Annotated in this window: 23 protein-coding genes and 1 riboswitch; of the genes, 3 read left to right on the top strand and 20 right to left on the bottom strand. The window is 64.3% G+C overall.

Going from position 1 to position 22,024, the window contains the following annotated elements; genetic code table 11:
• Positions 1 to 109: 109 nt before the first annotated feature.
• Positions 110 to 592 (top strand): hypothetical protein, encoded by a 483-nt coding sequence (locus tag ACLEJP_RS08530; RefSeq protein WP_440805520.1) that lies wholly within the window; start codon positions 110 to 112, stop codon positions 590 to 592.
• A gap of 147 nt (positions 593 to 739) precedes the next feature.
• On the top strand, positions 740 to 2,020 hold the full coding sequence (locus ACLEJP_RS08525) for an OmpP1/FadL family transporter (protein ID WP_440805518.1): 1,281 nt from the start codon (positions 740 to 742) through the stop codon (positions 2,018 to 2,020).
• A 42-nt stretch (positions 2,021 to 2,062) separates the two neighbouring features.
• Here ACLEJP_RS08525 and ACLEJP_RS08520 read toward each other — a convergent pair whose 3' ends face one another.
• Positions 2,063 to 2,992, bottom strand: a complete 930-nt coding sequence (locus ACLEJP_RS08520) for a LysR family transcriptional regulator (RefSeq protein ID WP_440805517.1) — start codon at positions 2,990 to 2,992, stop codon at positions 2,063 to 2,065.
• A 116-nt stretch (positions 2,993 to 3,108) separates the two neighbouring features.
• Between ACLEJP_RS08520 and ACLEJP_RS08515 the strand changes: the two genes are divergently transcribed.
• A complete protein-coding gene (locus tag ACLEJP_RS08515) occupies positions 3,109 to 3,369 on the top strand; it encodes a DUF2798 domain-containing protein (RefSeq protein WP_296233738.1) in 261 nt (86 codons plus the stop codon).
• A gap of 413 nt (positions 3,370 to 3,782) precedes the next feature.
• On the opposite strand, the gene ACLEJP_RS08510 is transcribed toward ACLEJP_RS08515, so the two are convergent.
• The 19 genes from ACLEJP_RS08510 to hda form a co-directional block, all read right to left on the bottom strand.
• Positions 3,783 to 4,334, bottom strand: a complete 552-nt coding sequence (locus ACLEJP_RS08510) for a glutathione peroxidase (protein ID WP_440805515.1) — start codon at positions 4,332 to 4,334, stop codon at positions 3,783 to 3,785.
• Positions 4,335 to 4,380: 46 nt separating this feature from the next.
• Positions 4,381 to 4,503 (bottom strand): hypothetical protein, encoded by a 123-nt coding sequence (locus ACLEJP_RS08505; RefSeq protein ID WP_440805513.1) that lies wholly within the window; start codon positions 4,501 to 4,503, stop codon positions 4,381 to 4,383.
• Positions 4,500 to 5,702, bottom strand: a complete 1,203-nt coding sequence (locus ACLEJP_RS08500) for an MFS transporter (RefSeq protein ID WP_440805511.1) — start codon at positions 5,700 to 5,702, stop codon at positions 4,500 to 4,502. The genes ACLEJP_RS08505 and ACLEJP_RS08500 overlap by 4 nt, the downstream gene beginning before the upstream one ends.
• 64 nt (positions 5,703 to 5,766) lie before the next feature.
• Positions 5,767 to 6,171 carry a MarR family winged helix-turn-helix transcriptional regulator gene (locus ACLEJP_RS08495; RefSeq protein ID WP_440805509.1) on the bottom strand — a complete coding sequence of 135 codons (405 nt, stop codon included), beginning with the start codon at positions 6,169 to 6,171 and terminating at the stop codon, positions 5,767 to 5,769.
• Positions 6,172 to 6,232: 61 nt separating this feature from the next.
• On the bottom strand, positions 6,233 to 7,348 hold the full coding sequence (locus ACLEJP_RS08490) for a glycoside hydrolase family 5 protein (protein WP_440805718.1): 1,116 nt from the start codon (positions 7,346 to 7,348) through the stop codon (positions 6,233 to 6,235).
• Between the two features lie 201 nt (positions 7,349 to 7,549).
• Positions 7,550 to 8,272 (bottom strand): adenosylcobinamide-GDP ribazoletransferase, encoded by a 723-nt coding sequence (locus tag ACLEJP_RS08485; RefSeq protein WP_440805507.1) that lies wholly within the window; start codon positions 8,270 to 8,272, stop codon positions 7,550 to 7,552.
• A gap of 1 nt (position 8,273) precedes the next feature.
• Positions 8,274 to 8,840 (bottom strand): alpha-ribazole phosphatase family protein, encoded by a 567-nt coding sequence (cobC, locus tag ACLEJP_RS08480; RefSeq protein WP_440805505.1) that lies wholly within the window; start codon positions 8,838 to 8,840, stop codon positions 8,274 to 8,276.
• Positions 8,837 to 9,892 carry a nicotinate-nucleotide--dimethylbenzimidazole phosphoribosyltransferase gene (cobT, locus tag ACLEJP_RS08475; RefSeq protein ID WP_440805504.1) on the bottom strand — a complete coding sequence of 352 codons (1,056 nt, stop codon included), beginning with the start codon at positions 9,890 to 9,892 and terminating at the stop codon, positions 8,837 to 8,839. The genes cobC and cobT overlap by 4 nt, the downstream gene beginning before the upstream one ends.
• Positions 9,889 to 10,410: a bifunctional adenosylcobinamide kinase/adenosylcobinamide-phosphate guanylyltransferase gene (gene cobU / locus ACLEJP_RS08470; RefSeq protein ID WP_440805502.1), complete on the bottom strand. Its 522-nt coding sequence runs from the start codon at positions 10,408 to 10,410 to the stop codon at positions 9,889 to 9,891. The genes cobT and cobU overlap by 4 nt, the downstream gene beginning before the upstream one ends.
• A gap of 1 nt (position 10,411) precedes the next feature.
• Positions 10,412 to 11,866, bottom strand: a complete 1,455-nt coding sequence (locus ACLEJP_RS08465) for a cobyric acid synthase (protein WP_440805500.1) — start codon at positions 11,864 to 11,866, stop codon at positions 10,412 to 10,414.
• Entirely contained in the window at positions 11,863 to 12,855 is a 993-nt protein-coding gene (cobD, locus tag ACLEJP_RS08460) for a threonine-phosphate decarboxylase CobD (protein WP_440805497.1), read from the bottom strand. Before cobD ends, ACLEJP_RS08465 begins: the two co-directional genes overlap by 4 nt.
• Positions 12,848 to 13,756 (bottom strand): adenosylcobinamide-phosphate synthase CbiB, encoded by a 909-nt coding sequence (cbiB, locus tag ACLEJP_RS08455; protein WP_225776688.1) that lies wholly within the window; start codon positions 13,754 to 13,756, stop codon positions 12,848 to 12,850. The genes cobD and cbiB overlap by 8 nt, the downstream gene beginning before the upstream one ends.
• On the bottom strand, positions 13,753 to 14,403 hold the full coding sequence (bluB, locus tag ACLEJP_RS08450) for a 5,6-dimethylbenzimidazole synthase (protein ID WP_440805494.1): 651 nt from the start codon (positions 14,401 to 14,403) through the stop codon (positions 13,753 to 13,755). Before bluB ends, cbiB begins: the two co-directional genes overlap by 4 nt.
• Complete coding sequence (locus tag ACLEJP_RS08445) at positions 14,400 to 15,695, bottom strand: cobyrinate a,c-diamide synthase (protein WP_440805491.1); 1,296 nt, start codon at positions 15,693 to 15,695, stop codon at positions 14,400 to 14,402. The genes bluB and ACLEJP_RS08445 overlap by 4 nt, the downstream gene beginning before the upstream one ends.
• Positions 15,692 to 16,303: a cob(I)yrinic acid a,c-diamide adenosyltransferase gene (gene cobO / locus ACLEJP_RS08440; RefSeq protein ID WP_186679068.1), complete on the bottom strand. Its 612-nt coding sequence runs from the start codon at positions 16,301 to 16,303 to the stop codon at positions 15,692 to 15,694. The genes ACLEJP_RS08445 and cobO overlap by 4 nt, the downstream gene beginning before the upstream one ends.
• A 120-nt stretch (positions 16,304 to 16,423) precedes the next feature.
• Positions 16,424 to 16,643: riboswitch (cobalamin riboswitch) on the bottom strand.
• Positions 16,644 to 16,849: 206 nt separating this feature from the next.
• A complete protein-coding gene (locus ACLEJP_RS08435; RefSeq protein WP_440805488.1) occupies positions 16,850 to 19,396 on the bottom strand; it encodes a dermonecrotic toxin domain-containing protein in 2,547 nt (848 codons plus the stop codon).
• A gap of 413 nt (positions 19,397 to 19,809) precedes the next feature.
• The gene (locus ACLEJP_RS08430; RefSeq protein ID WP_225776684.1) at positions 19,810 to 20,343 is read right to left on the bottom strand and encodes a C40 family peptidase; all 534 of its coding nucleotides are present in this window, start codon (positions 20,341 to 20,343) and stop codon (positions 19,810 to 19,812) included.
• 139 nt (positions 20,344 to 20,482) lie between these two features.
• On the bottom strand, positions 20,483 to 21,133 hold the full coding sequence (locus ACLEJP_RS08425; protein ID WP_440805485.1) for a C40 family peptidase: 651 nt from the start codon (positions 21,131 to 21,133) through the stop codon (positions 20,483 to 20,485).
• A 126-nt stretch (positions 21,134 to 21,259) separates the two neighbouring features.
• Positions 21,260 to 21,967 (bottom strand): DnaA regulatory inactivator Hda, encoded by a 708-nt coding sequence (gene hda / locus ACLEJP_RS08420; RefSeq protein WP_003252443.1) that lies wholly within the window; start codon positions 21,965 to 21,967, stop codon positions 21,260 to 21,262.
• Between the last annotated feature and the right edge of the window lie 57 nt (positions 21,968 to 22,024).

Genomic DNA, 22,024 nt, shown 5'->3' with positions numbered 1-22,024 from the left:
ATCACACTACACTTCAACTCGAGCGGTGCTTGCCGCTTCCGGCGGGCCTGACCATTCACCAGCTGCCAAGCTCCAGCGCCCGTCCGGCCCTTAACTGCTCGAGGGCATCATGGGTATCGCGGCGAATGAATTGTGTCAGTATGTGATCCGACCCACCCTGGTCTACCTGAATCGTCACAGCGCCAGCGCCGAAGCGTTGTTGCTGGGCATCGCCGCCAGCCAGTCGGCCTTGGGCTCGGCCTTGCATGACCGGCGCGGGCATGGCCTGTATCGCATCGGCGAACATCGTCATCAAGCGCTCTGGGACGAATACCTGGCCCGCGATCCCGACCTGGCCAGCCTGGTCCGCGGCCTCGCCAGCCAGCACGCCTTCCTCGGCGGCCCGCACCTGGAACTTGCGGTCAACCTGCGTTACTCCACCGCCATTGCCTGGATGCTGGTCGAAGAGCAAGCCGCCCCCTTGCCCGCAGCCGATGACCTGCTGGCCCAGGCGCGAATCTGGCGCCAGGTTTTCAACCCGCAAGGCCGCCTGCGCGACTTCGCCCACGCCTGGCATACCTGCATAAACCAGAAATTGCCGCAGGCATCTTAAGACTCCTCCTACAAGACACCCGGAAAAAAAGGGATTTTGGTCGGATTGTCCTACAAAAGCTCCCTATCTCCGTCGATCGCGGCTATGGCGCGACGCGTGATTTGTTGGTAGCGTTTCGCCCCGGAGATCCCAAGGAGTTTTCTAATAATGAAAAAAGTAATGCTCAAAACCTCCCTCGGCATTGCCGTTGCTCTTGCTTCCAGCCAGTTGCTCGCCGCCGGGTTCGCGCTGAACGAACAAAGCATCAGCGGCATGGGAACCGGTTTCGCAGGGCGTTCTTCTTCTGCCGAAGATGCCAGCACGGTGTACGGCAACCCTGCCGGCATGTCGCGCCTGAAGCGCGAACAGGTCACCGTGGGTGGCGCAGCCGTCATTGCCAAGACTGATATTTCGGGCCGTGGGAGCAATTTCGGGGGGGAAACCGATGGCGACATGGTCCCGGTCGTGGGCGTACCCATGGGCTTCTACGTCAAGCCGCTTGATGATCACTGGAGCGTTGGCTTCGGCGTTTATGTGCCATATGGCTTGATCACCGACTACGGCAGCGATGACGCAGCACGTTACTGGGGCAAGAAGAGCAAGGTCGAGGTCGTCACTTTCCAGCCAACCATCAGCTACGCCTTCAACGACAAAGTGTCGATCGGTTTTGGCCCGACCATCAACCGCATCAAGGGTGAGCTCGGCTCGAACCTGAGCAGCAAAGCGCTCCTGGGGCCCGGTGGCCCGGATGGCGAAATCAAGATCAAGGGCGACGACACCGCCATCGGTTACAACGTCGGTGTTCTGGTACAAGCTACAGACCGTACTCGCCTGGGTCTGACCTATCACTCGATGGTCGACTACAAGCTTGAAGGCGATACGCGTGTTTCCTATCCGATCCCTCAGCTTGGCCTGAACGGCAAGTTCGACGCCAGCCTGAAGATCAAGACGCCGGAGTCGGTGGACTTCTCGATCACTCATGAGCTGGATGACCACTGGACACTGTACGCAGGCAGCACCTGGACGCGCTGGAGCCGCCTGGAAAGCATCGTTGTGAAGAACGAAGCACCGGCGGGTTACCCGCTGCAGACCATCACCGAAGAGCAGAACTGGCATGACACCTGGGCCCACGCCATTGGCGCGGCGTACAAGGTCAACAAGGAGTGGACCTTGCGTGCAGGCTTCTCGGTCGACCAGTCGCCCACCAACAACCACGATCGCTCGCCACGCATTCCGACTGGCGATCGTAAAGCGGTCAGCTTTGGTGCCGGTTGGAGCCCGAACGATGACATGACCATCGATGTGGCCTACTCGTACCTGTGGGAAGAGGATACCAAGGTCAACAACGTGTCGGGTTCGCCGTCCCAACAGCTGTTGAAAGGTACCTACCAGGCCAAGTACGAGAACAGCGCCCACGGTATTGGTGCTTCCCTCACCTACCGCTTCTGATTCATACGCGATGCATGAAAAACCGCCCGCGTGGCGGTTTTTTCATGCCTGCGATTGCCAGCTATCACCCAGGCATTCGCGCAGGTAGTCCATGAACACGCGGACTTTCGCGGTCACGGCAAACCGGTCGGCCAGGCACAGGTAGATATCCATCGGCTCGGTCTGGGCATAGGCCTGGCCGCCGTCGCGGTATTCGAACAACGGTACCAGCGCGCCAGAGGCCAGGTGCGGCCGTACGATGAACTCGGCCAAGCGGGTGATGCCACCGTCGTGCAGTGCCATCTGGGTCAGGGCATCGATGTCATCGCTGATCAATACGCTACCGAACTCAGCCTCGAAACGCAGCCCGTCACGCATGAAACCCCAGCGCAGGAATCGCCCGTCCACGGGGTAGCGGAACACCAGGCAACGGTGATCACGCAAGGCTTCGGGTGTGGCCGGCACGCCGGCGCTACGCAGGTAACCGGGCGAGGCACAACAAATGAACGGTATACGGGCAATGTGCCGGGCCAGCAGTTGGTCTTCCAGCTGTGGAGCAATGCGCAAGCTTACATCCACGTCTTCCCGCGCATGGTTGACTCGGCGATCAGTCGTTACCAGTTCTATCGACAGCAACGGATAACGGGCACTGAACGCGGGTATCAGCGGCGCCAGCACGTGGCGGCCGAAGGCAGAAGTCGAGGCAATGCACAAACGTCCCTGGGGCTCACTGTCGGGGGTAGTAATGGCTTGCTCGGCCAGGGCCAGATCGCGTTCGACGTGCCGGACACGCTCGTAATATTGAGCTCCGGCGGGGGTAAGCGCCATGCTACGGGTAGTACGGCTGAGCAGGCGCACCTGAAGGTGGCTTTCCAGGCGTGCCAGGTTCTGGCTGACCGCGGCCGGGCTCAGGCCCAGGTTGCGGGCGCCAGCGGCGATGCTGCCGGCTTCGACCACCTTGATGAAGCTGCGGATGGCGTTGAGCAGGTCCATGCTTGGCCCTTGGATTCGTAAGAATCTCTTTATAAAGAACTCACTACGGCTGGTCTACAGTCGCTGCCAGGTGCGTTGCTAACCTGCGCCTTTCCCCCAACCTTTCAGGAGTCCGCATGAGCAACCTGTCGCAGGCGCGCAGCCGACGCAAATTGCACCCAGGTGCCACGCCTTACGTTTTCGCCTTCTACATGTCGTCGATCATGGCGCTGTTGATGTGCTTCGTGATTACCGCGGCGAATGCCGGAATAACCCCGGATTACCTGAGTAACGTATTGAAGGCCTATCAATTGGCAATGCCGGTGGCGTTCGTTTGCGTATTGATGGTCAGGCCGTTGGTGGTGCGATTGGTGGCGATTACGGTGCATGCAAAGTGAAGCCCCCAAACCCACCACGGACCTTGCTCTTGCTCTTGATCTTGATCTTGATCTTGATCTTGATCTTCGCGACTTCAGGAGGCCGAACGCAGGTCTTGCGGAGGGAGGTGACGGGCATGGATGCCCGTCAAGCGCTGAGGCCCCATGGATGGGGCCTGCAGCGCGTCCTCCCGGGAGCAAGGCCGGAGTGAGGGAACCCCGGAGCGCAGCGTAGGGGCCGGATGATAGGAGCGCAGCGTTTTTTGGTTACTTTTTGTCGCGTCTGACAAAAAGTGACTCGCCGTAAGGGCGAAAAGGTGACTCAGCGTCGACATCGCCAATGGACTATGCACGCTATAAAAACCAGCGCTTTTGGCTTTTGGCTTTTGGCTTTTCGCTTTCAATCAGAGGCAAGCAAAAGCCCAAGTAATCGCTTACTGCTGCGAGGCGATCGCCTTCTCAATGGCCGCCCGGAATTCCGGATCATCCGGCTTGGTCAGGCTGGAGAAATTGCCGATCACCTTGCCCTTGCGGTCGACAACATACTTGTAGAAATTCCACTTCGGCGCACTGCTCTGGCTGGCCAGTTCGGCGAACAGCGGAATCGCATCCTTGCCCCGCACCGGCTGCGCCTTGGTCATGGTGAAGGTGACACCATAGTTGGCATAACAGACCTTGGCCGTCTTCTCGCTATCGGCATCTTCCTGCTTGAAGTCGTTGGAGGGCACGCCAAGCATTTCCAGGCCTTGCTGGTGATACGCCTTGTACGTCGCCTCCAGGCCTTCGAACTGCGGCGCGAAGCCGCAATAGCTGGCCGTATTGACCACTACCAGCGGCTTGCCGGCAAAACGCTGGCACAGGTCGACCTGCCCCTTGCCCCGCAGCTCTGGCAGGCTGCCCTGCAGCAACGCCGGGCAATCGGCAGCCCAACTCGAAGCGCTGCCAAGCAGGGCCAGTAACAGTACCGTCAAGCAACGTGCACGCATGGTTCGTTTCTCCTGCAAAACAGTCCTTGAGCTTGCAGGGTAGCGCTTAACAAACACTCATGCCCAGTTGCATCAACGCCATCCCGCCCTCGTGCCAGCCCCACCAGATCAACGCCAGCAGCAGCAACGCGGCAACGGCCAACAGCCCACGGGCCAAATAGCGGTTCATGCGGCCCGGGCCTGCAGGCGGGCGACCGGGCGCTCGCGCACGGGCCAGCTGAGGGCGGCGGCGAGCAGGCTGAGCAGGATGGAAATCTGCCAGACCAGGTCGTAGCTGCCGGTGCGGTCATACACCACCCCGCCCAGCCAGCCCCCGAGAAACGCACCCAGCTGGTGGAACAGGAAGACGATACCGCCAAGCATGGACAGGTTGCGTACACCGAAAAGCGTGGCCACGGTGCCGTTGGTAAGCGGCACCGTGGAAAGCCACAACAGGCCCATGGCGATGCCGAACAGATAGGCGCTGAACGCGCTTACCGGCGCCCACAGGAACAGCACGATGACCACCGCACGCAGCAGGTACAGCCCGGTCAGCAGGCGCGGTTTGGACATGCGCCCGCCGAGCCAGCCTGCGGTGAAAGTACCGACGATGTTGAACAGGCCGACCAGCGCCAGTACCGTGGTCCCGGTGCTTGCGGGCAGATGCTGGTCTACCAGGTAGGCCGGCAGGTGCACACCTATGAACACCACCTGGAAACCGCAGACGAAGAAGCCCAGGGCCAGCAGCCAGAAGCCGGTATGCGAACACGCTTCGTGCAAGGCCTGGCCCAGGGTCTGTTCGGTGCCATGGCTGGGCAACGGGCGGTCGCGCAGCAAGCCGACGAAGGGCACGATCAGTGCAACCAGCAGGCCCAGCACCAGCAGTGCCGCAGACCAGCCCAGCCACTGGATCAGGCCAAGGGTACCCGGCAGCATGGCGAACTGGCCGAACGAGCCGGCGGCACTGGCAATACCCATGGCCATGCTGCGCTTGTCTGCCGGCACGGCGCGCCCGACGACACCGAGAATGACCGAGAACGAGGTGCCGGACAGGCCGATGCCGATCAGCAGGCCGGCACTCAGCGACAGCGACCAGGCCGAGTCGGCCAGGCCCATCAGGATCAGGCCGGCGGCGTAGAGAATGCCACCGATGATCACCACCCGCGCCGCGCCGAGGCGGTCGGCCAGCGCACCGGCAAAGGGCTGTGCCAAGCCCCAGATCAGGTTCTGCAGAGCAATGGCAAAGGCGAACACCCCACGCCCCCAGCCGAAGTCGGCGCTCATCGGCCCCAGGAACAGGCCGAAGCCATGCCGCACACCCAGGGACAGCGCCAGGATCAACGCCGCACCCAACAACACCCACCCGCTGGTTCGCCACACCGAAGTCATTGTCGTAATCTCCAGCACATCGCAAGGTTTTTGCGGGTATATACCCGCTTATAGCCGCATCAATTCAAGCCAGCAGGCCCAGCAGCCGCACCAGTTCATCCCGCTGCCCTGCCCCCAGGCGCTCCACCAGTTCGGCCTGGGCCCGTTCCCAGGCCGGATGGGCCGCGTGTAGTAGTTGCTTGGCGGCATCGGTCAACAACACAACGCGGTTGCGCTGGTCATCGCCGTCAGCCAGGGCTACCAGCCCTTCGGCCTCCAGCACCCGCAGGTTGCGGCCCAGGGTACTGCGCTCCAGGCCCATGGCCTCGGCCAAGGTGGTGATACTGGGACGGTCGAGCCGTTGCAGGTGGCGCAACAGGGAAAACTGCGCAACATTGACGCCGAAGCCGGCGAGGGCTTCGTCGTAATGTCGGCTCACCCCGCGGGCGGCGCGACGCAGATGGGTACAGATACATTCACTGGTCAGCATGGATACGTGTATATACCCGCATAATGAGCGTTGCAAGATATTTCGTGGAGTACCGATGCACTCAATCCGGGTTCAAACGCTTGCGGATCGGTTCGAATTCTGCGGTGGCCTTGCGCGGCAGCGGGTCCGCTGCCCCCTGTTCGATCGCCTGCCAGTAGCGCCATGGCACCTTGGCTGAACCCAGTTCGTAGTCCATGCCATCCCAGTTGTCTTCCCGAAAACTGTAGAACGCCCAGTGCAAGCGGTTGCGCTCCAGCACGCCGAGCACGTCTTCCAGGTATTGCCGGCACCCCGGCAACCTGCGCATGCAGCCAAACTCAGCCACCACCAGGCGCTCGCGCGGCACCTTCATGGCTTCGGCCCAATCGAGCGGTTGGCGCAGGTAGCGTGCCACCCGCTGGCCATCCCACTGCTGGGTTCGCCCTGCGAACGGAGCCAGCCCGGGGTAAGCCAAGGGGAGCTTGCGCGTCATGTTCGGCGCACTGGTGACTGCGTAGGGCTCGTACATGTGCACGCTGTACAGCACCCGCTGGTCGTCCAACGGGGCTGGCCAGTAGGCAAAGGCGTCGGCGGCAGCAAACCAACCGGCATCGAGCATGACTGGCGTCTCGGCGTCTTCCTCACGAATGGCCGCTATCAATTGTCGATACAGCGCCGGCAAATCACGCGCGGTACCCTGCGCCCGCGCGTACCACTGCTGCATTTGCCCGGCGTCGGCATGCTCGGCCAGGCCACCGTGCTTCTCCGGCGCGGGTTCATTGATCAGGTTGTAGGCTGCGATGGCGGGATGGCCCTTCAGCTCGCGGGCCAGGTCCCGCCAGAAGGCGGCAGCCTGCAACCAGTAGCGCTTGTCCTGCCAGAGACGGTCGTCGAACCGGCCCTGGTTGTTTTGCGACCAGCGCATGCCGGGTAGCGAGAGCGGTGCGATGACCACCTTGAGCCCGGCCTGGTGGGCGCGGTCGAGCGTGGCGCGCAGGGTGGCCAGGTCAGCCGCCGGCAGGCCTTGATAGGCATCGGCATCGCCAAGCAGGAAGTCTCGTCTTGCCGGTTGCCACTTGTCGTAGGACAGCCGCACCCAGGTCGCACCATAGCCGCGCAAGGCATCGAAGTAAGCTTGGTCAGGGGGCAGCCGGTTGAAGCTGTTGCCACCGTGGCGCGGGGTGTTCCAGAACGCAATGAGATCCGCTGCGGGGGCAACAGACCCGGCGAGCAACAGCACAATCCCAAGAATGACGTGACGCATGCGACCACTCCTTGCATGGTTGGCGGAGGGTCGAGCATACGCCAGCGAACGATAGCGGCGTTTGCCAAGCTTTTTCAGGAGGTTACCGCCACATTCGCCGCAGAAATGGCCCTACGGAAAGGTCTTACAGGCTAACTAAAGGCCCAACGCCAGTCCCAGCACTACGGCCAGTTCGAGCAGCTCCAGCAGCGCCCCTGCGGTATCGCCGGTGGTTCCACCGAGGCGCCGACACATCAGTCGCCGCAACCAGCCGAACACGGCCAGCGCCAGCACCACGACCCACCCACCCAGGGCCAGGCAGAACAGCGCACAAGCCAGCAGCACCCAGCCGGCCGCAGCACGGGGCAGATGCTCGGCCAGCGCCTGTCCCAGACCGCCCGGGCGCACGTAGGGTGTACTCAGGAACAGCCCGAGCATCGCCGCCCGCCCGATCAGTGGTGCCAGCAGCAACTGCGCCCCGGCACCCTGCCCGACCAGCACCCACAAGGCACAGAACTTCAGCAACAGCACTAGGATCAAGGTGACCACGGCAATCGGCCCGCTGCGCGGATCTTTCATGATCTGCAGGGTGCGCTCGCGGTCGCCGAAACCGCCCAGCCAAGCGTCGGCACTGTCCGCCAGCCCATCCAGGTGCAAGGCACCGCTGAGCAGCACCCACAACGCCAGCAGCAACGCTGCATGCAGTGGCGCCGGGGTCCCCTGCAGGCAATGGCTGGCCAGCCATAGCAACAGGCCGAACAGCAACCCCACCAGCGGGTAGCACAGCAACGAGCGCCCCATCTCGCGTGGTGCCGGCATGCCCGGCAGGCGCACCGGCAAGCTGCTGAGAAACTGCAAGGCAATCCAGAACGGCAACATTTCAGCGCCCTTCGATCCAGTGGCCGTCATCACCCGGCAGCAGCCGCATCAATGCAGCGTGGCCAACCTCTACCTGCAGCAGCTGGGCCCTTGGCAAGCCACGGGCACGGGCCAGCAACAGCCGCATCACGCCGCCATGGGTGATGAGCAACACACGCTTGCTGGCATGCTGGTGGCTCAGCCGCTCGACAGCCGCCAAGACACGCTCGGCAAATGCCGCGACCGGCTCGCCATTGGGCGGGGTAAACCCGTACGGGTCTGCCCAGAAGCGCCCCAGTGCATCCGCCTGGTGTTCCATGATCTGCGCCGCGCTGCGGCCTTCCCAGTCACCGAAATGCAGCTCCTGCAGGGCCGGTTCAAGCTGCACCGGCAGGTTCAAGCGTGCACCCAGCTCATCGGCAAAACGCGCACAACGGTGCAGCGGCGAACTGACCAGCACCTGCCACGGGCCGGCTTCGGCCACGGCACTGCGCATCTGCGCCCAGCCCTTGTCGGTCAGGGCATCGTCGAGGCTGCCACGCAAGCCGCCGTGTTCTGTTTCACCATGGCGCAGCAGGTCGAGGATCATGCCGGGCGGTCTGCCACGGCGGCTTCGGCAAAGGTCGCCATCTGCCCGTGCAGGGCACAGGCCAGGCGCAACAACGGCACCGCCAGGGCCGCACCACTGCCTTCGCCCAGGCGCAGGCCCAGAGCCAGCAACGGTTCGGCCTGCAAGGCCGCCAGCACCGCCTTGTGCCCAGGCTCCGCACCCTGGTGGGCGAACAGCAGCCAGGCCCGGCACTGCGGGTTCAGGCGCACCGCCAGCAGCGCGGCGACGCTGCAGATGAAACCGTCCACCAGCACCGCGATACCCGCCTGCGCACAGCCCAGGTAGGCCCCCGCCAACGCGGCGATCTCGAAGCCGCCTACACAACCCAGCGCCTGCAATGGCGCTTCGGCGCGCAGGCCGTGCAGGCGCAGCGCCCGCTCGATGACCTCGGCCTTGTGCCGCACCCCGGCGTCATCCAGGCCGGTGCCCGGCCCGCTCAGCTCGATCGCCGGGCAGCCCAGCAGCACGCTGGCCAGGGCTGCGGCGGCGGTGGTGTTGCCAATGCCCATCTCGCCACCAATGAACAGTCGTGCGCCCTGTTCGGCAGCGCGCAGGGCGCTGTCGCGACCGGCCTGCAGTGCCGCGTGCAACTGCTCATCGGTCATCGCCGGCTGGCGGGCGAAGTTGGCCGTGCCGGCGCCCAGGCGCAGATGGCGCACGCCAGGCAGCTGCAGATGCGGGTCGATGGTACCCAGGTCGACCACCTCCAGGCTGGCCTGAAGCTGGCGCGCCAGCACGCTGATTGCCGCGCCGCCGTTGACGAAGTTGCGCAGCATCTGCCCGGTCACCGCTTGCGGGTAGGCCGAGATGCCCTCTTCGACTACGCCGTGGTCGCCGGCAAACAGGCTGATGGCAAGCTGGTCCAGGCTTGGCTTCTCACGCCCCTGCAGGCCAGCCAGCTGGATGGCCAGGCCTTCCAGCTGGCCGAGTGAACCGGCGGGTTTGGTCAACTGCTGCTGACGGGCGCGGGCCTGCTCCATGGCGGCATTGTCGAGGGGTTGGCAGGCGTCACGCCACCAGGCTTGAGTCATAGTGCAGGTCCTTTGAGCATTAGGGGCAGGCCGGCCACGGTCAGCACCACGCGCTGGCAGCGTTCGGCGACGGCCTGGTGCAACCCGCCGGCCAGGTCGACATAGCGCCGGGTCAGCTCGCCCATGGGCACGACGCCCAGGCCGGTCTCGTTACTGACCAGGATCACCGTACCCGGCAATTGCTCCAGGCAGGCCAGTAGCGCATCACGCTCCTCGGCCAGGCGCTGGTCGTCTTCGAGCAGCAGCAGGTTGGTCAGCCACAGCGTCAGGCAATCCACCAGCAGGCAGCGCCCTTCGGCCGCTTCAGCGCGCAGCACGGCGGCCAAAGCCAGGGGCTCTTCGATCAGGCCCCAGTCGGCCGGGCGACGCTGACGGTGCAACTGCACGCGGGCATTCATTTCACCGTCCAGCGGCTGGCTGGTGGCGATGTAGGTCACCGGCAGGCCACTGGCGCTGGCCAGCTGTTCGGCCAGGCGGCTCTTGCCGGAGCGGGCACCGCCGAGGATCAGGTTGTGCATGTCAGGCGACCCCACAAAGCTGGCGCAGGCGCGCGGTGTCCAGGTGCTTGTCCACCAGGTCGGCGAGGCGCTCGATGTCGCGTTCGCGCAGGGCCTGGTAATCGATGCTCTGCACGTCCTCCAGGCCAGCCCAGCGCAGCAGCGCAGCGCACGATTGACTGCTTTCGAACAGCCCGTGCAGGTAGGTGGCAAGCACTTGGCCATCGGCACTGAGTGCACCATCGCAACGGCCATCGGCAAGCGCCACGGCAGGCCGCTCCAGTGCCGGCCCGCTGGTGACGCCGGCGTGAATTTCATAACCGGCAACCGGGACGGCTTCAAGCGTCAGCGTGCCGGTAACGTTGCGCAGCTGCTTGTCGGCTTCGAGCACCGTGGCGTAGTCGAACAGGCCAAGCCCGGGGCTCGAGCCGGCAGCGCCTTCGAGACCGAGCGGGTCATGCACTTCGCGGCCAAGCATCTGCAGGCCGCCGCAGATTCCGATCAGCTTGCCTCCATAGCGCAGGTGCCGCGCGATGGCCTTGTCCCAGCCGCGTTCACGCAGCTGCGCCAGGTCGCCGCGCACGCTTTTCGAGCCCGGCAGGATGATCAGGTCGGCAGCCGGGATCGGCTGGCCCGGGCCGATGAACTGCAGGTCGACCTGCGGGTGCAGGCGCAGCGGGTCGAAGTCGGTGTGGTTGCTGATGCGTGGCAGTACCGGGACGATTACCTTGAGCACGCGCCCGGCCTTGGCTCCCTGGCGTGCATCGATGCCGTCCTCGGCTTCCAGGTGCAGGTCGCTGACATAGGGCAGTACACCCAACACCGGTTTGCCGGTGCGCTGTTCCAGCCAGTCCAGCCCGGGCTGCAGCAAGGCGATGTCGCCCCGGAAGCGGTTGATGACGAAGCCCTTGACCCGCGCCTGCTCGCTGGGCGACAGCAACTCCAGCGTGCCCACCAGGTGGGCGAACACGCCGCCGCGGTTGATGTCGGCGACCAGGATCACCGGGCAGTCCACCGCTTCGGCAAAGCCCATGTTGGCAATGTCGCCGGCACGCAGGTTGATTTCCGCCGGCGAACCCGCGCCCTCGACCATCACCACCGGCCAGGCAGCGCTCAGGCGTTGGTGCGACGCCAGCACCGCCTGCATGGCGATGGCCTTGTAGTCGTGATAGGCCACCGCGTTCATGCTGGTGACCGCGCGACCGTGAATGATCACCTGGGCGCCGGTATCGCTGTTGGGCTTGAGCAGCACCGGGTTCATGTCGGTGTGCGGTTCCAGCCGGCAGGCCTGGGCCTGTACCGCCTGGGCCCGGCCGATTTCGCCGCCATCGGCAGTCACCGCGCTGTTCAGCGCCATGTTCTGCGGCTTGAACGGCACCACGCCGACACCCTGGCGCAACAGCCAGCGGCACAGCGCAGTCACCAGCGTGCTCTTGCCCGCGTCGGAGGTGGTGCCTTGCACCATGAGGGTGGTCATGCCGTTTCCTTCTGATAGGCGGCCAGGGCCTGGGCCAGGCGCAGTTCATCTGCTTCACAGGCAGGCAGCCCCAGGCGTAGCGCCGGCGGCTGTTCGAACAGGCGTACCAGGATGCCACGGCGGGCGAGAAAATCATGCAGTTGCGCAGCATGCTCGCAGCGCACGTACTGGAACAGCTCGCAACCGCCGCTGGGCGTCAGGCCGGCGCGGTCCAGCAGCACGGCCAGCCGCTGGCTGGCAGCGGCGCAGCGCTCAGCCTGCATGCGTTGGCGGGCAGGGTCGGCCAGGCTGGCCTGGGCCAGTACCCGGGTCGGGCCGTTGACGGTCCACGGGCCGAGCAACTCGGCCAGGCGCAGCAGCAGGCTGCGCTCGGCAGCGACGAAGCCCAGGCGCACGCCGGCCAGGCCGAAGAACTTGCCGAACGAGCGCAGCACGACAAGGCCCGGGCGCTCGGCATGGCCGATCACGCTGTCGGCCGGGGTGTTGTCCATGAACGCTTCGTCGACCAGCAGCCAGCCACCGCGGGCGGCCAGGCGCGCGTGCCACGCCAGCAGGCGTTCAGGCGACACCCGGTGGCCGGTTGGGTTGTTCGGGTTGACCAGCAGCAGCACGTCGAGGCTGTCCAGCGTCGCCTCGACCATGGTTTCGTCCAGCTCCAGCAACTGGTGCCCAGCCCGCTGCCAGGCGTACGGGTGCTCGGCATAGCACGGTGCGAGCACGCCCACACGGCACGCTGTGCGGAGCAACGGCAGGGCCTGGATCGCGGCCTGCGAACCGGCCACCGGCAGCAATTGGCGGGCACCGTAATATGTGCGTGCAGCCTGCTCCAGGCCGTCCTCGGTTTCCGGCAGGCGAGCCCAGGCCTCCAGCGGAATCGGCGGAATCGGAAAAGACCACGGCGCAATGCCGCTGGACAGGTCCAGCCACTGTTCCCGGGCGATACCATATTGCTGCACCGCACGCAGCAGGCGGCCCCCATGTTCAAGCATCAATATAAGCCCCCAGGCAGATCACCAGCAGCCACAGCCACACACCGCGCTGCACCAGGCCCCAGCCACGCTCGATGGCCTCGGCATCGGCCATTGGCCCTTGCCCCAGGCGCGGTCGCTCATGCAGCTCACCGTGGTACACCGCCGCGCCCCCCAGTTCCACCCCCAGCGCGCCCGCACCGGCGGCCATCACCGGGCCGGCGTTGGGGCTGTCCCACAGCGGGCCTTGCTGGCGCCAGCAGGCCAGGGCCAGGCGGGTCTTGCCCAGCAATGCATAGGTCAGCGCCACCAGTCTGGCGGGGATATAGTTGAGCACGTCGTCGACACGCGCCGCGCACCAGCCGAAGCGTTCGAAACGTTCGTTGCGATAGCCCCACATGGCGTCGAGCGTGTTGCTCAGGCGATACAGCACCACGCCCGGCGCGCCGGCCACGACGAACCAGAACAGTGCGGCGAACACTGCATCACTGCCGTTTTCCAGCACCGATTCGGTGGCCGCGCGGGCCACGGCGGGCTCGTCCAGCTCGCGGGTCTCGCGGCTGACCAGGAAACCCACGCGACGTCGCGCTTCCTCCAGATCGCCCTGGCGCAAGGCATTGGCGACCGGCAGCACGTGCTCGCCCAGGCTGCGCAGGCCGACGGCGCAGTACAGCGCCAGCACGTCGACCAGCCAGCCGATGTACGGCAACCAGGACAGGACAAGGGCCACCAGGGTCAACGGGACCACCGCCAGGAACCACGCGCTTACACCGTGGCTGCGCCAGCCGCGCCCGCCGGCATTCAGGCGGCGCTCCAGGTTGCCGGCCATGTTGCCAAACGCCACCAGCGGGTGACGCCGCTGCGGTTCGCCCAGCAAGGCATCCAGGGCCACCCCGGCCACGGTCAGCAAGGCCACGCTCATTGGCGCTCTCCCCATTGGTTCTCGAACAGCATTTCGCTCAAGGGCCGTTCCTCAGCCCAGTTTTCCAGCACCAGCATCGGTGCCGGGTAGAACTCGGTCACCGGGCCCAGGCACAGTACCGCCACCGGCTTGGCTCCGGCCGGCATGCCCAGCAGCGTAGCCAAGGCCTGCGGGTCGAACAGCGACACCCAGCCCATGCCCAGCCCTTCGCCACGGGCCGCCAGCCACAGGTTCTGGATAGCGCAGGCCAGCGAGGCCAGGTCCATTTCCGGCAGGGTGCGGCGGCCGAAGATATGGGCTTCGCGGTTGTCCATCAGCGCGGCCACCAGCAATTCGGCGCAGTCGTTGATTCCTTCCACCTTCAGTTTCATGAAGGCATCGGAGCGTTCGCCCAGGGCCTCGGCGGTTCGCACCCGTTCGCTTTCCACCAACGCCTGGATTTGCGCGCGCAGGTCACGCCGGCTGATACGGATGAATCGCCAAGGTTGCATCAGGCCTACGCTGGGGGCCTGGTGCGCAGCGGCCAGCAGGCGGCCGAGCAGCTCCGGCGCCACCTCGCCAGCAGCGAAATGGCGCATGTCCCGGCGCTCGCCGATGGCGCGGTAGATCGCGGCGCGCTCGGCGTCGCTGTATGCATGTTCGCTCATGGTCGCAACAACGCCGCCACAGCATCCGGGTTGGAAGGAAAGTAGAAGTGCACGTAGGAAGCCGTCAGCCGCCCCAGGCGGTACACCGCTTCGTTGCCACGCCCGCCGTTGGGGCTCAGGCCCCGGGCGATCGGCTCCAGCGCGGTGGTGGTCAGCGAATGGTGATAGGTGTGCCCGCGCAAGGTACCTTCCGGCAACTCCACGGCCTGCAACGCCAGGGCTGCCAGGCGCTTTTGCATGGTCGCCTCGCCTGGCAGCAGGCCGAGCAGCTCGGCCCGCGCGCCCGCCACGTCGGTCAAGGCATCGAGCAGGTACAGCATGCCGCCGCACTCGGCCAGCAACGGCTTGCCCTGGGCGTAATGAGCCCGGATCGCTTCGTTCATCGGCGCATTGGCGGCGAGCGCGTGGTGGTGCAGCTCAGGATAGCCACCCGGCAGGTACAGGCTATCCACCGCTGGCAATGCGCGGTCGTGCAATGGCGAGAAGAACTCCAGGTGCGCACCAAGCGTGCGCAACAGGTCAAGGTTGGCGCCATAGATGAAGGCGAACGCCTCGTCCCGCGCCACGCCGATACGCACACCGGCCAGCGACGTGGCGCAGGTTTCCGGTACAGGCTCGGCAAACGCCACCGGCGGTGGCAAGGCAGCGTCGCAGCTCGCACCGAGTGCCTCGGCGGCGGCGTCCAGGCGTGCATCCAGGTCGTTCAGTTCGCTGGCCTGCACCAGCCCCAGGTGGCGGCTGGGCAGCTCGATGCCGCGCTCGCGGGACAAACCGCCATACCAGCGCAGGCCTTCGGTCAGGCTACCTTCCAGCAGTTGCGCATGGCGCAGGCTGCCCACCCGGTTGGCCAGCACGCCGGCGAACGGCAGGTCGGGCTGGTAGCGCGCCAGGCCCAGGGCCAGGGCACCGAAGGTCTGCGCCATGGCCGTGCCATCGATCACCGCCAGCACCGGTACGCCGAAATGGCGGGCCAGGTCGGCGCTGGACGGGGTACCGTCGAACAGCCCCATCACCCCTTCGATCAGGATCAGGTCGGCCTCGCCGGCAGCGTCCCAGAGCAACCGGCGGCTTTCCTCGGCGCCGATCATCCACAAGTCGAGCTGGTACACCGGCGCACCACTGGCCCGTTCGAGGATCATCGGGTCTAGAAAGTCAGGCCCGCACTTGAACACCCGCACTTTGCGCCCGAGGTTGCGGTGCAGGCGGGCCAGGGCGGCGGTAACGGTGGTCTTGCCCTGGCCGGAGGCCGGTGCCGCAATCAATACGGCAGGGCAATGACGCGGCTGGCTCACAGTTCGACGCCCTTCTGTGCACGGATACCGGCCTGGAACGCATGCTTGAGCATGCCCATCTCGGTCACGGTGTCGGCCAGCTCGATCATTTCAGGCTTGGCGGCGCGGCCAGTGACGATCACATGCTGCATCGGCGGGCGCGCCTGGATATCGGCCAGCACCTGGTCAAGGTCGAGGTAGCCATGCTTGAGGGCGATGTTCAGCTCATCCAGGACCACGAACTGTACGCCAGGGTCCTGCAGCAACTGGCGCGACACGGCCCAGGCCGCTTCGGCGGCGGCAATGTCGCGCTGGCGGTCCTGGGTTTCCCAGGTAAAGCCCTCGCCCATCACGTGGTAGCGCACCTGCTCCGGGAAGCGACGGAAGAACAGCTCTTCGCCGGTACTGTTGCGGCCCTTGATGAACTGCACCACACCGCACTGCATGCCATGCCCCAGGGCGCGCGCGAGCATGCCAAAGGCCGAGCTGCTCTTGCCCTTGCCATTGCCGGTCAGCACCAGCAGCAGGCCGCACTCGTTGGGGGAATTGGCGATACGTTCGTCGATGATCGCTTTCTTGCGCTGCATGCGCGCCAGGTGGCGTTCGTCGCGTTCGGTGGACTCGCTCATCAGGGTTCTCCGCTGGCTGGCGCCGCGGCAACGCGCGACGCCAGGTAATAGGCAGGCAAACGGAGAACGCGCAGGGGCCATGGCCGCGAGCCACGGTGCACCGCGCATCACCCTCCGTGATGCCGTTGGCAGTATCAGGCCGGTCTCCGGGCTTGTGAGCGGGCCTTTGCCCGAGCCTGCGCGCCTTCCCGGGTGCCGGCACCCAGTGGCCCTGCGCGGCCGCGTCTCACCTACCGTTGCGGGGGCAGCGCCGGAATCGCACCTTGCTGGCGCCCACCGGCTTCCCAGTTTCACCCTGCCCAGACAGCGCTGGCAGGACACCTGAAACACGCGCGAAGGTTAGAGGGTTGCACCGGGAGCGTCAATCGAAGCGGGGCGCTTTGCCGCCGCACAGGCTGGACATGGCGGCCGCCCTGCAGCAAACAACCGCCCTCGCCCATCAGGTGGCCTACCCCAGCCAGCTGAAGGCCGGGGCGCTGCTCATCAGCTCATGGAAGGCCGGTCAGCACCCCAGCTCCAAAGAACTGCAATCGGACCGGCCTGCCGTCAAGCTGGGAAGAAACGTTCGACCAACGCAGGCGTACGAAACTGCGTCCGGTAGGCAACCTCATTGAACGGCAGCCCCGTGCGCAGGTCGTACACCGCCCCGGAGGCAGGCTTGCTGGTCTGCCCAAGCATCACCTTGATAAAGCGGTAATGCTCGCCATACACCTGCTCCACCCCTTCGATACGAAAATAGTTGCCCGGCAGGAACAGCGTCTCCCCCTCCTTCCAATAAATGGAAAACGCGCTGATCGGCGTTGCCCCTTGATAACGCCCAGCCGTCAACTCGAACACCACCGAACTGTCATCGAACAGCCCAGGCAAACCGCCCGGCGCCTGGGCGAAAGGCAGGCAGGCAAACTCGGTGACTTTGTAGGGGTTCTCGGTAAACGAAGTGAGGTCAGTATTGACCAACACATCACCGACTCGCACGTGGCCGTTTCGGTAGTATTCGCCACCCGTGCCACGCGAGCGATGCCCGCCGCGGTACAAGGTGACCTCGTTACTTTTCGGCAAAAGGCCCAGGCTATCGGCCAGATCGTTGAGATAGTTGTCTTCATCGCCGTATTCATAACGCCCGGCACGAAATACATCATTTACAGTCGACTCGTTGCTGGTGTACCACTCGACCAGCGCATTGAAGTACTCGTGGCCGTAGCGATAGGAATAATGAGTCCGGTCGCCAACCTTAACGCAATCGAGCCCGCGTTCGTCCACCTCCGGCGCCGTCCCGCGCGGCAGCTCGGCCACCGGCCATTTCTCCAGCAATGCTTTCTGGCGTTCCAGGGCTCGCTCGGCCAGCTGTGTACTGGACCTGTCATCCAAGGCCGTGTAAGTATCCCAGAACGGCGAGGAGGTAGTGGCCATTCCCTCCACGGCCGGCGGACTTCCGCCGAGCAACTGCGGAGGCACCAACAGTTCCCATTCGCCAGCCGCGCTCAAACGCACGGGACTGAGGGGGCCGAACGCATAGGGGTTTTCAGCGGGCACCACCAGCCACACAGCGAGCTCATTGCTGTAACGGACCCGGTAGTTGAGGCCGTTCATGGTAATCCAGTATTTGCCATCATCTGTGATGCGTATGCCACGCAGGCGCCCATTCAAGCCCACCTCACCGTCAAGCAGCGCGTTGGTCTCCCGCCCTTCCACAGAAAGCATGGCACTGGCACTCACCTGCCAATCCTGCAGTGCCACGTCCGCCTCATGGGGCAGCGCCTGGCGTGTCATGGACACCAGGTTGGACTGGATAGCCACATCCAACAAGTTGAGGCTTGCAAACAGGCTCTCCAGAACCGCGGAGCGCAATGCGCTCTTGCGCGTTCGCTCATCGGTCGCATGCAGCGCCACATCGACATCCAGTGCCACCTTGGCAACACTTGCTCCCAGCATCATCAGCGACAGCGGCCAACCCAGAACGACTAAACCTCCGAAGCCCCCCAGAAAGGCCGATAGATAGCCGCTGAGCATGCCTTTGCGCAGGCTGGCATTGTCACGCATCAGTTGCGCATTGCGGTGCATCTCGGCACGCGCCTGCTCGGTCAGGTGGGTAACGAGGTCGACATTGAGCCGGCGTTCAAACAATTTGAGCGCGACCAGTGCCGCATCATCCGAGCGGCTGTCGGCAATACCTTTCAGATGCACCCTGGCAAGACGATGTCCGGCAACATCGTGCGGGTTGCTGTGTGCCGCGGTAACGAAGCTGTCCAGCGCCTGTGGCGTTTGCAATTGTGCGACGAACCAGCGGGCCATGGCCAACTCGGAGTCGAATGCCCTGAGCGCCTCACTGTACCAAGGCAGGTAGGCCAATACTCGACCTCCCTGCGCTTGCAGCGTGAACAGGCAGCCACTGCCTCCTGCGCCGAAGGCGTAGCGGTTGACCGTGAATGGATGGCTGCCACTATCCTGACGAAACCTGTCGAGTGAGAGCAGGACATCATCCGCCACGGCACCGACAATCAGGTCGCGCAAGCGTTGCCAATCAGCATGCGAGATACGCCCTTCGTCCAGGGCGCGCCTTCCTTCACCAAGCAGGCTGGCTTTGGACAGTACGCGAAAGTTTGCTGCATGGGCCTGCCAGAAGCGCTCTACCTCTTCGCGATAGAGCGTGGCGAAATTCAACTCCCACAAGTCCTGCTGCACTGCGCTGCCAAGCATGCGAATTTCATTGTGCTCGTCGTAGACAGGGGCGTGCGGACCTTGCCAATAAAAACCGCCGCGCATGTCCAGTTCGTCAACGGCATCCTGATAGTAGGCATCGAAGCGCTCGACAACCAGTTCGGTAAGCAACAGCGACTTCTGTGGCGGCCCGCTGTGCTGCCAGCCCGTAAAACTGCGGTGGCTGGTGCTCTCGCTGTTGAACTGATGCCACCAGACGAACCTCGGGTCGATACGTCTGCCGGTGTGCTTGAAAACGATTTGCTCGGCGTGTCTGCTTGCCAGCAGATACGGATCAGGGTAATCGCGCAGCACTTCATCGGCCAGTCGCACCAGGGGAGTTGCGGTGCTCACTACCTCGAGGCTGTGACGGGCTTTAGCTTCGATTTCGTTCATAGTCCACTCCAGACGGCATTCCAATGGCCGGCATTCTGGCTTGGCAATGGCTTCGGACAGTGGTACATGAGTAAGCCACCGGATGAACAATCCCGGCAAAACCACAGGTGCCTTGTCGCATGCGCAATTGGGCTATCCACGCTGCCTGGACCAGCGCGCTCAGAAATAATGCATGGCAATAGCTGCTAGAAGGGTGCCGGAAACCCGGCGAGCTTCATTGACCTCTCGAGGCTGGCGTGAAAACGCCAAGCCCAAGGCAGCAACCGGCACTCAGGTGAACGAATTCACCAGCGGGCTGGACCATCCTCGCTGGCTGTATCTATGATCTGGCGGATAAGCCCGATGAGCCCTGCCAGGTGTGAACCAGCGCCGGCACCTGGCGCGCCCCCACAGGGTCCGCGCCAGGCTGGCATTCACGGATTCTGCGCCAGGTGCCCTGAAGGGATCACCCGCTTGGCCTGCAGGTAGGCCTTGGCCCAGTAGCTGTTGGACAGGTAGTCCAGGCGCACCGTGCCGCCTGTGGAAGGTGCATGCACGAAGCGCCCTTCCCCGACATAGATGCCGGCATGGCTGACCTGCGAACCACCGCCGGTGGCAAAGAACACCAGGTCACCGGACTGCAGCGACCCGGCATCGACGGTCGGCGCCCGCATGACAATCATCTCCCGCGTCGAACGCGGCAAGCTGATGCCAGCCGCATCCCGGTAGACATACTTGATCAAGCCACTGCAGTCGAAGCCGGAATCCGGGGTATTGCCGCCCCAGCGATAAGGCGTGCCCACCAGGCCGATGGCACGCATCAACACGTCGTCGGCGATTGGCGATGGGCTGGGCTGGCTGTAGGTGACCTGTGGCTGTACCACAGGGGCCGGCGCAGGCGCGCGGCTGGAGCAGGCAGCCAGCAAGGCTGCCAGGGAGATCAATGCGAAGCGCGCCATTCTTACCATGGCCAGAACATCCTGTCTGAGGTCGCGGGGCCGCAGCCGAAAAGAGTTGAGAATTTAGATTAGACGCTTTCTATAAATGCGCACGGCGGCGAGCTTTTTTCAAAGCATCGCCGCCGCGGCAGGGTACATCATTTTGCCATCAGTTGCGCGCGATATTGGTCGGCGCCATGGCCAAGGCACGCTTGGCTTCGATGAAGGTCTTGCTCCAGTAGCTGTCACCGAGGCTGTCGATGCGCACGCCACCGCTGCGGCGGCTGCTGGAGTGGATGAACTGGTTGTCACCCAGGTAGATGCCGGCGTGGCTGACGCGGCCGCGGCCGTTGGTGCTGAAGAACAGCAGGTCGCCCGGCTTGAGCTTGTTGCGGGCCACTTTCGGGGCATCGACGTTGATCATTTCACGCGTCGAACGCGGCAGGGTCACGCCCGCCTCTTCGCGGAACAGGTAGCCGATGAAACCACTGCAGTCGAAGCCGGACTTCTCCGAGGTGCCGCCGAAGCGGTAGCGGGTGCCGATCAGCGACATGCCACGCTCGAGAATGCTGTCAGCCAAGGCTGGCAACTGGTAAGGCTTGCTGCTGGAGAAAGCAGCCAGGTCATCTTCTGTGGCCAGTTCTTCCGGCTCGCCGAATACCGACGAGGATGAGGCTTTGGCCTTGAACGCCGATTCTGCGGCGATCGGGCTGTGATCCTGGGGCTGTTGCTCGGAATGGGAAGCCGGGCCATGGGCCGCGCAGCCAATCAGCAGGGTCACGAGTGCGAGTGGCACGAGGGGTGCGAAGCGCTTCAGCATGGGCACGACCGTGTCTGTAATCCTTTAGAAGGGTGAAACTATGCCCTCTATCATGGCCATTTGCAAATTTTATCGAAAAAGATGTGACTTTTTTGTTTTGCCGCTCTGGCCCAGCGTTTTCGGCACTTACCAGCCGAGGGTTTCCTTGAGGAACGGGATGGTCAGCTTGCGCTGTGCCTGCAACGAGGCCTGGTCGAGGCGTTCGAGCAAGTCGAACAGGGCACTCATGCTGCGTGCACCGCGGGTAAGGATGAAATGACCGACTTCGTCAGTCAGATGCAGACCACGGCGCGAAGCACGCAATTGCAGGGCGCGCAGCTTGTCTTCGTCGGACAGGCCACGCATCTGGAACACCAGGGCCAGGGTCAGCCGCGATTTCAGGTCCGGCAGCTTGATCGGCAGCTCGCGCGGCGACGCCGAGGCCGCCAGCAACAGCCGCCGGCCACTGTCACGCAGGCGGTTGAACAGGTGGAACATGGCCTCTTCCCAGTCGGCCTTGCCGGCAATCACGTGCAGGTCGTCGATGCACACCAGCTCGTACTGGGCCAGGTAATCCAGCAGTTCGACGCCACGGTCGAGCAATTGCGCCAGCGGCAGGTACACGGCAGGCTCGCCGCGCTGCTGGAAACGGTGGGTGGCAGCCTGCAGCAAGTGGCTACGGCCAACACCCTGCTTGCCCCACAGGTAGATAAGGCTTTCGGTCCAGCCGGCGTCGGCTTCGCATAGCCGCTCGACGTAGCCCAATGCCGCAGCATTGGCGCCCGGATAGTAGTTGATGAAGGTGGCGTCATCGCGCAGGCGCACACCCAGGGGCAACTGGATCGGTGGTTTCATGCTCGCGGGCGGTCGCAGGACCGCAGGGGGGCCTTTGGTGAACAATCTGCAAAGTCT

The organism is Pseudomonas sp. SMV7, assembly GCF_052041995.1.
Classification (GTDB): Bacteria; Pseudomonadota; Gammaproteobacteria; order Pseudomonadales; family Pseudomonadaceae; genus Aquipseudomonas.
The sequence above is the reverse complement of the archived record's forward strand: the minus strand, read 5'-3'. Positions and strand labels throughout refer to the sequence as shown.

Excerpts from the sequence above, each read along its gene's own strand:
- ACLEJP_RS08525 (WP_440805518.1), top strand. The coding sequence starts at position 740 with ATGAAAAAAGTAATGCTCAAAACCTCCCTCGGCATTGCCGTTGCTCTT.
- ACLEJP_RS08425 (WP_440805485.1), bottom strand. The coding sequence starts at position 21,133 with ATGCTGAAGCGCTTCGCACCCCTCGTGCCACTCGCACTCGTGACCCTG.
- ACLEJP_RS08435 (WP_440805488.1), bottom strand. The coding sequence starts at position 19,396 with ATGAACGAAATCGAAGCTAAAGCCCGTCACAGCCTCGAGGTAGTGAGC.
- cobO (WP_186679068.1), bottom strand. The coding sequence starts at position 16,303 with ATGAGCGAGTCCACCGAACGCGACGAACGCCACCTGGCGCGCATGCAG.
- cbiB (WP_225776688.1), bottom strand. The coding sequence starts at position 13,756 with ATGAGCGTGGCCTTGCTGACCGTGGCCGGGGTGGCCCTGGATGCCTTG.
- cobD (WP_440805497.1), bottom strand. The coding sequence starts at position 12,855 with ATGCTTGAACATGGGGGCCGCCTGCTGCGTGCGGTGCAGCAATATGGT.
- cobU (WP_440805502.1), bottom strand. The coding sequence starts at position 10,410 with ATGCACAACCTGATCCTCGGCGGTGCCCGCTCCGGCAAGAGCCGCCTG.
- ACLEJP_RS08485 (WP_440805507.1), bottom strand. The coding sequence starts at position 8,272 with ATGTTGCCGTTCTGGATTGCCTTGCAGTTTCTCAGCAGCTTGCCGGTG.
- ACLEJP_RS08515 (WP_296233738.1), top strand. The coding sequence starts at position 3,109 with ATGAGCAACCTGTCGCAGGCGCGCAGCCGACGCAAATTGCACCCAGGT.
- ACLEJP_RS08495 (WP_440805509.1), bottom strand. The coding sequence starts at position 6,171 with ATGCTGACCAGTGAATGTATCTGTACCCATCTGCGTCGCGCCGCCCGC.
- ACLEJP_RS08530 (WP_440805520.1), top strand. The coding sequence starts at position 110 with ATGGGTATCGCGGCGAATGAATTGTGTCAGTATGTGATCCGACCCACC.
- ACLEJP_RS08510 (WP_440805515.1), bottom strand. The coding sequence starts at position 4,334 with ATGCGTGCACGTTGCTTGACGGTACTGTTACTGGCCCTGCTTGGCAGC.
- cobC (WP_440805505.1), bottom strand. The coding sequence starts at position 8,840 with ATGATCCTCGACCTGCTGCGCCATGGTGAAACAGAACACGGCGGCTTG.
- ACLEJP_RS08500 (WP_440805511.1), bottom strand. The coding sequence starts at position 5,702 with ATGACTTCGGTGTGGCGAACCAGCGGGTGGGTGTTGTTGGGTGCGGCG.
- ACLEJP_RS08430 (WP_225776684.1), bottom strand. The coding sequence starts at position 20,343 with ATGGTAAGAATGGCGCGCTTCGCATTGATCTCCCTGGCAGCCTTGCTG.
- cobT (WP_440805504.1), bottom strand. The coding sequence starts at position 9,892 with ATGACTCAAGCCTGGTGGCGTGACGCCTGCCAACCCCTCGACAATGCC.
- bluB (WP_440805494.1), bottom strand. The coding sequence starts at position 14,403 with ATGAGCGAACATGCATACAGCGACGCCGAGCGCGCCGCGATCTACCGC.
- ACLEJP_RS08505 (WP_440805513.1), bottom strand. The coding sequence starts at position 4,503 with ATGAACCGCTATTTGGCCCGTGGGCTGTTGGCCGTTGCCGCGTTGCTG.
- ACLEJP_RS08520 (WP_440805517.1), bottom strand. The coding sequence starts at position 2,992 with ATGGACCTGCTCAACGCCATCCGCAGCTTCATCAAGGTGGTCGAAGCC.
- hda (WP_003252443.1), bottom strand. The coding sequence starts at position 21,967 with ATGAAACCACCGATCCAGTTGCCCCTGGGTGTGCGCCTGCGCGATGAC.
- ACLEJP_RS08465 (WP_440805500.1), bottom strand. The coding sequence starts at position 11,866 with ATGACCACCCTCATGGTGCAAGGCACCACCTCCGACGCGGGCAAGAGC.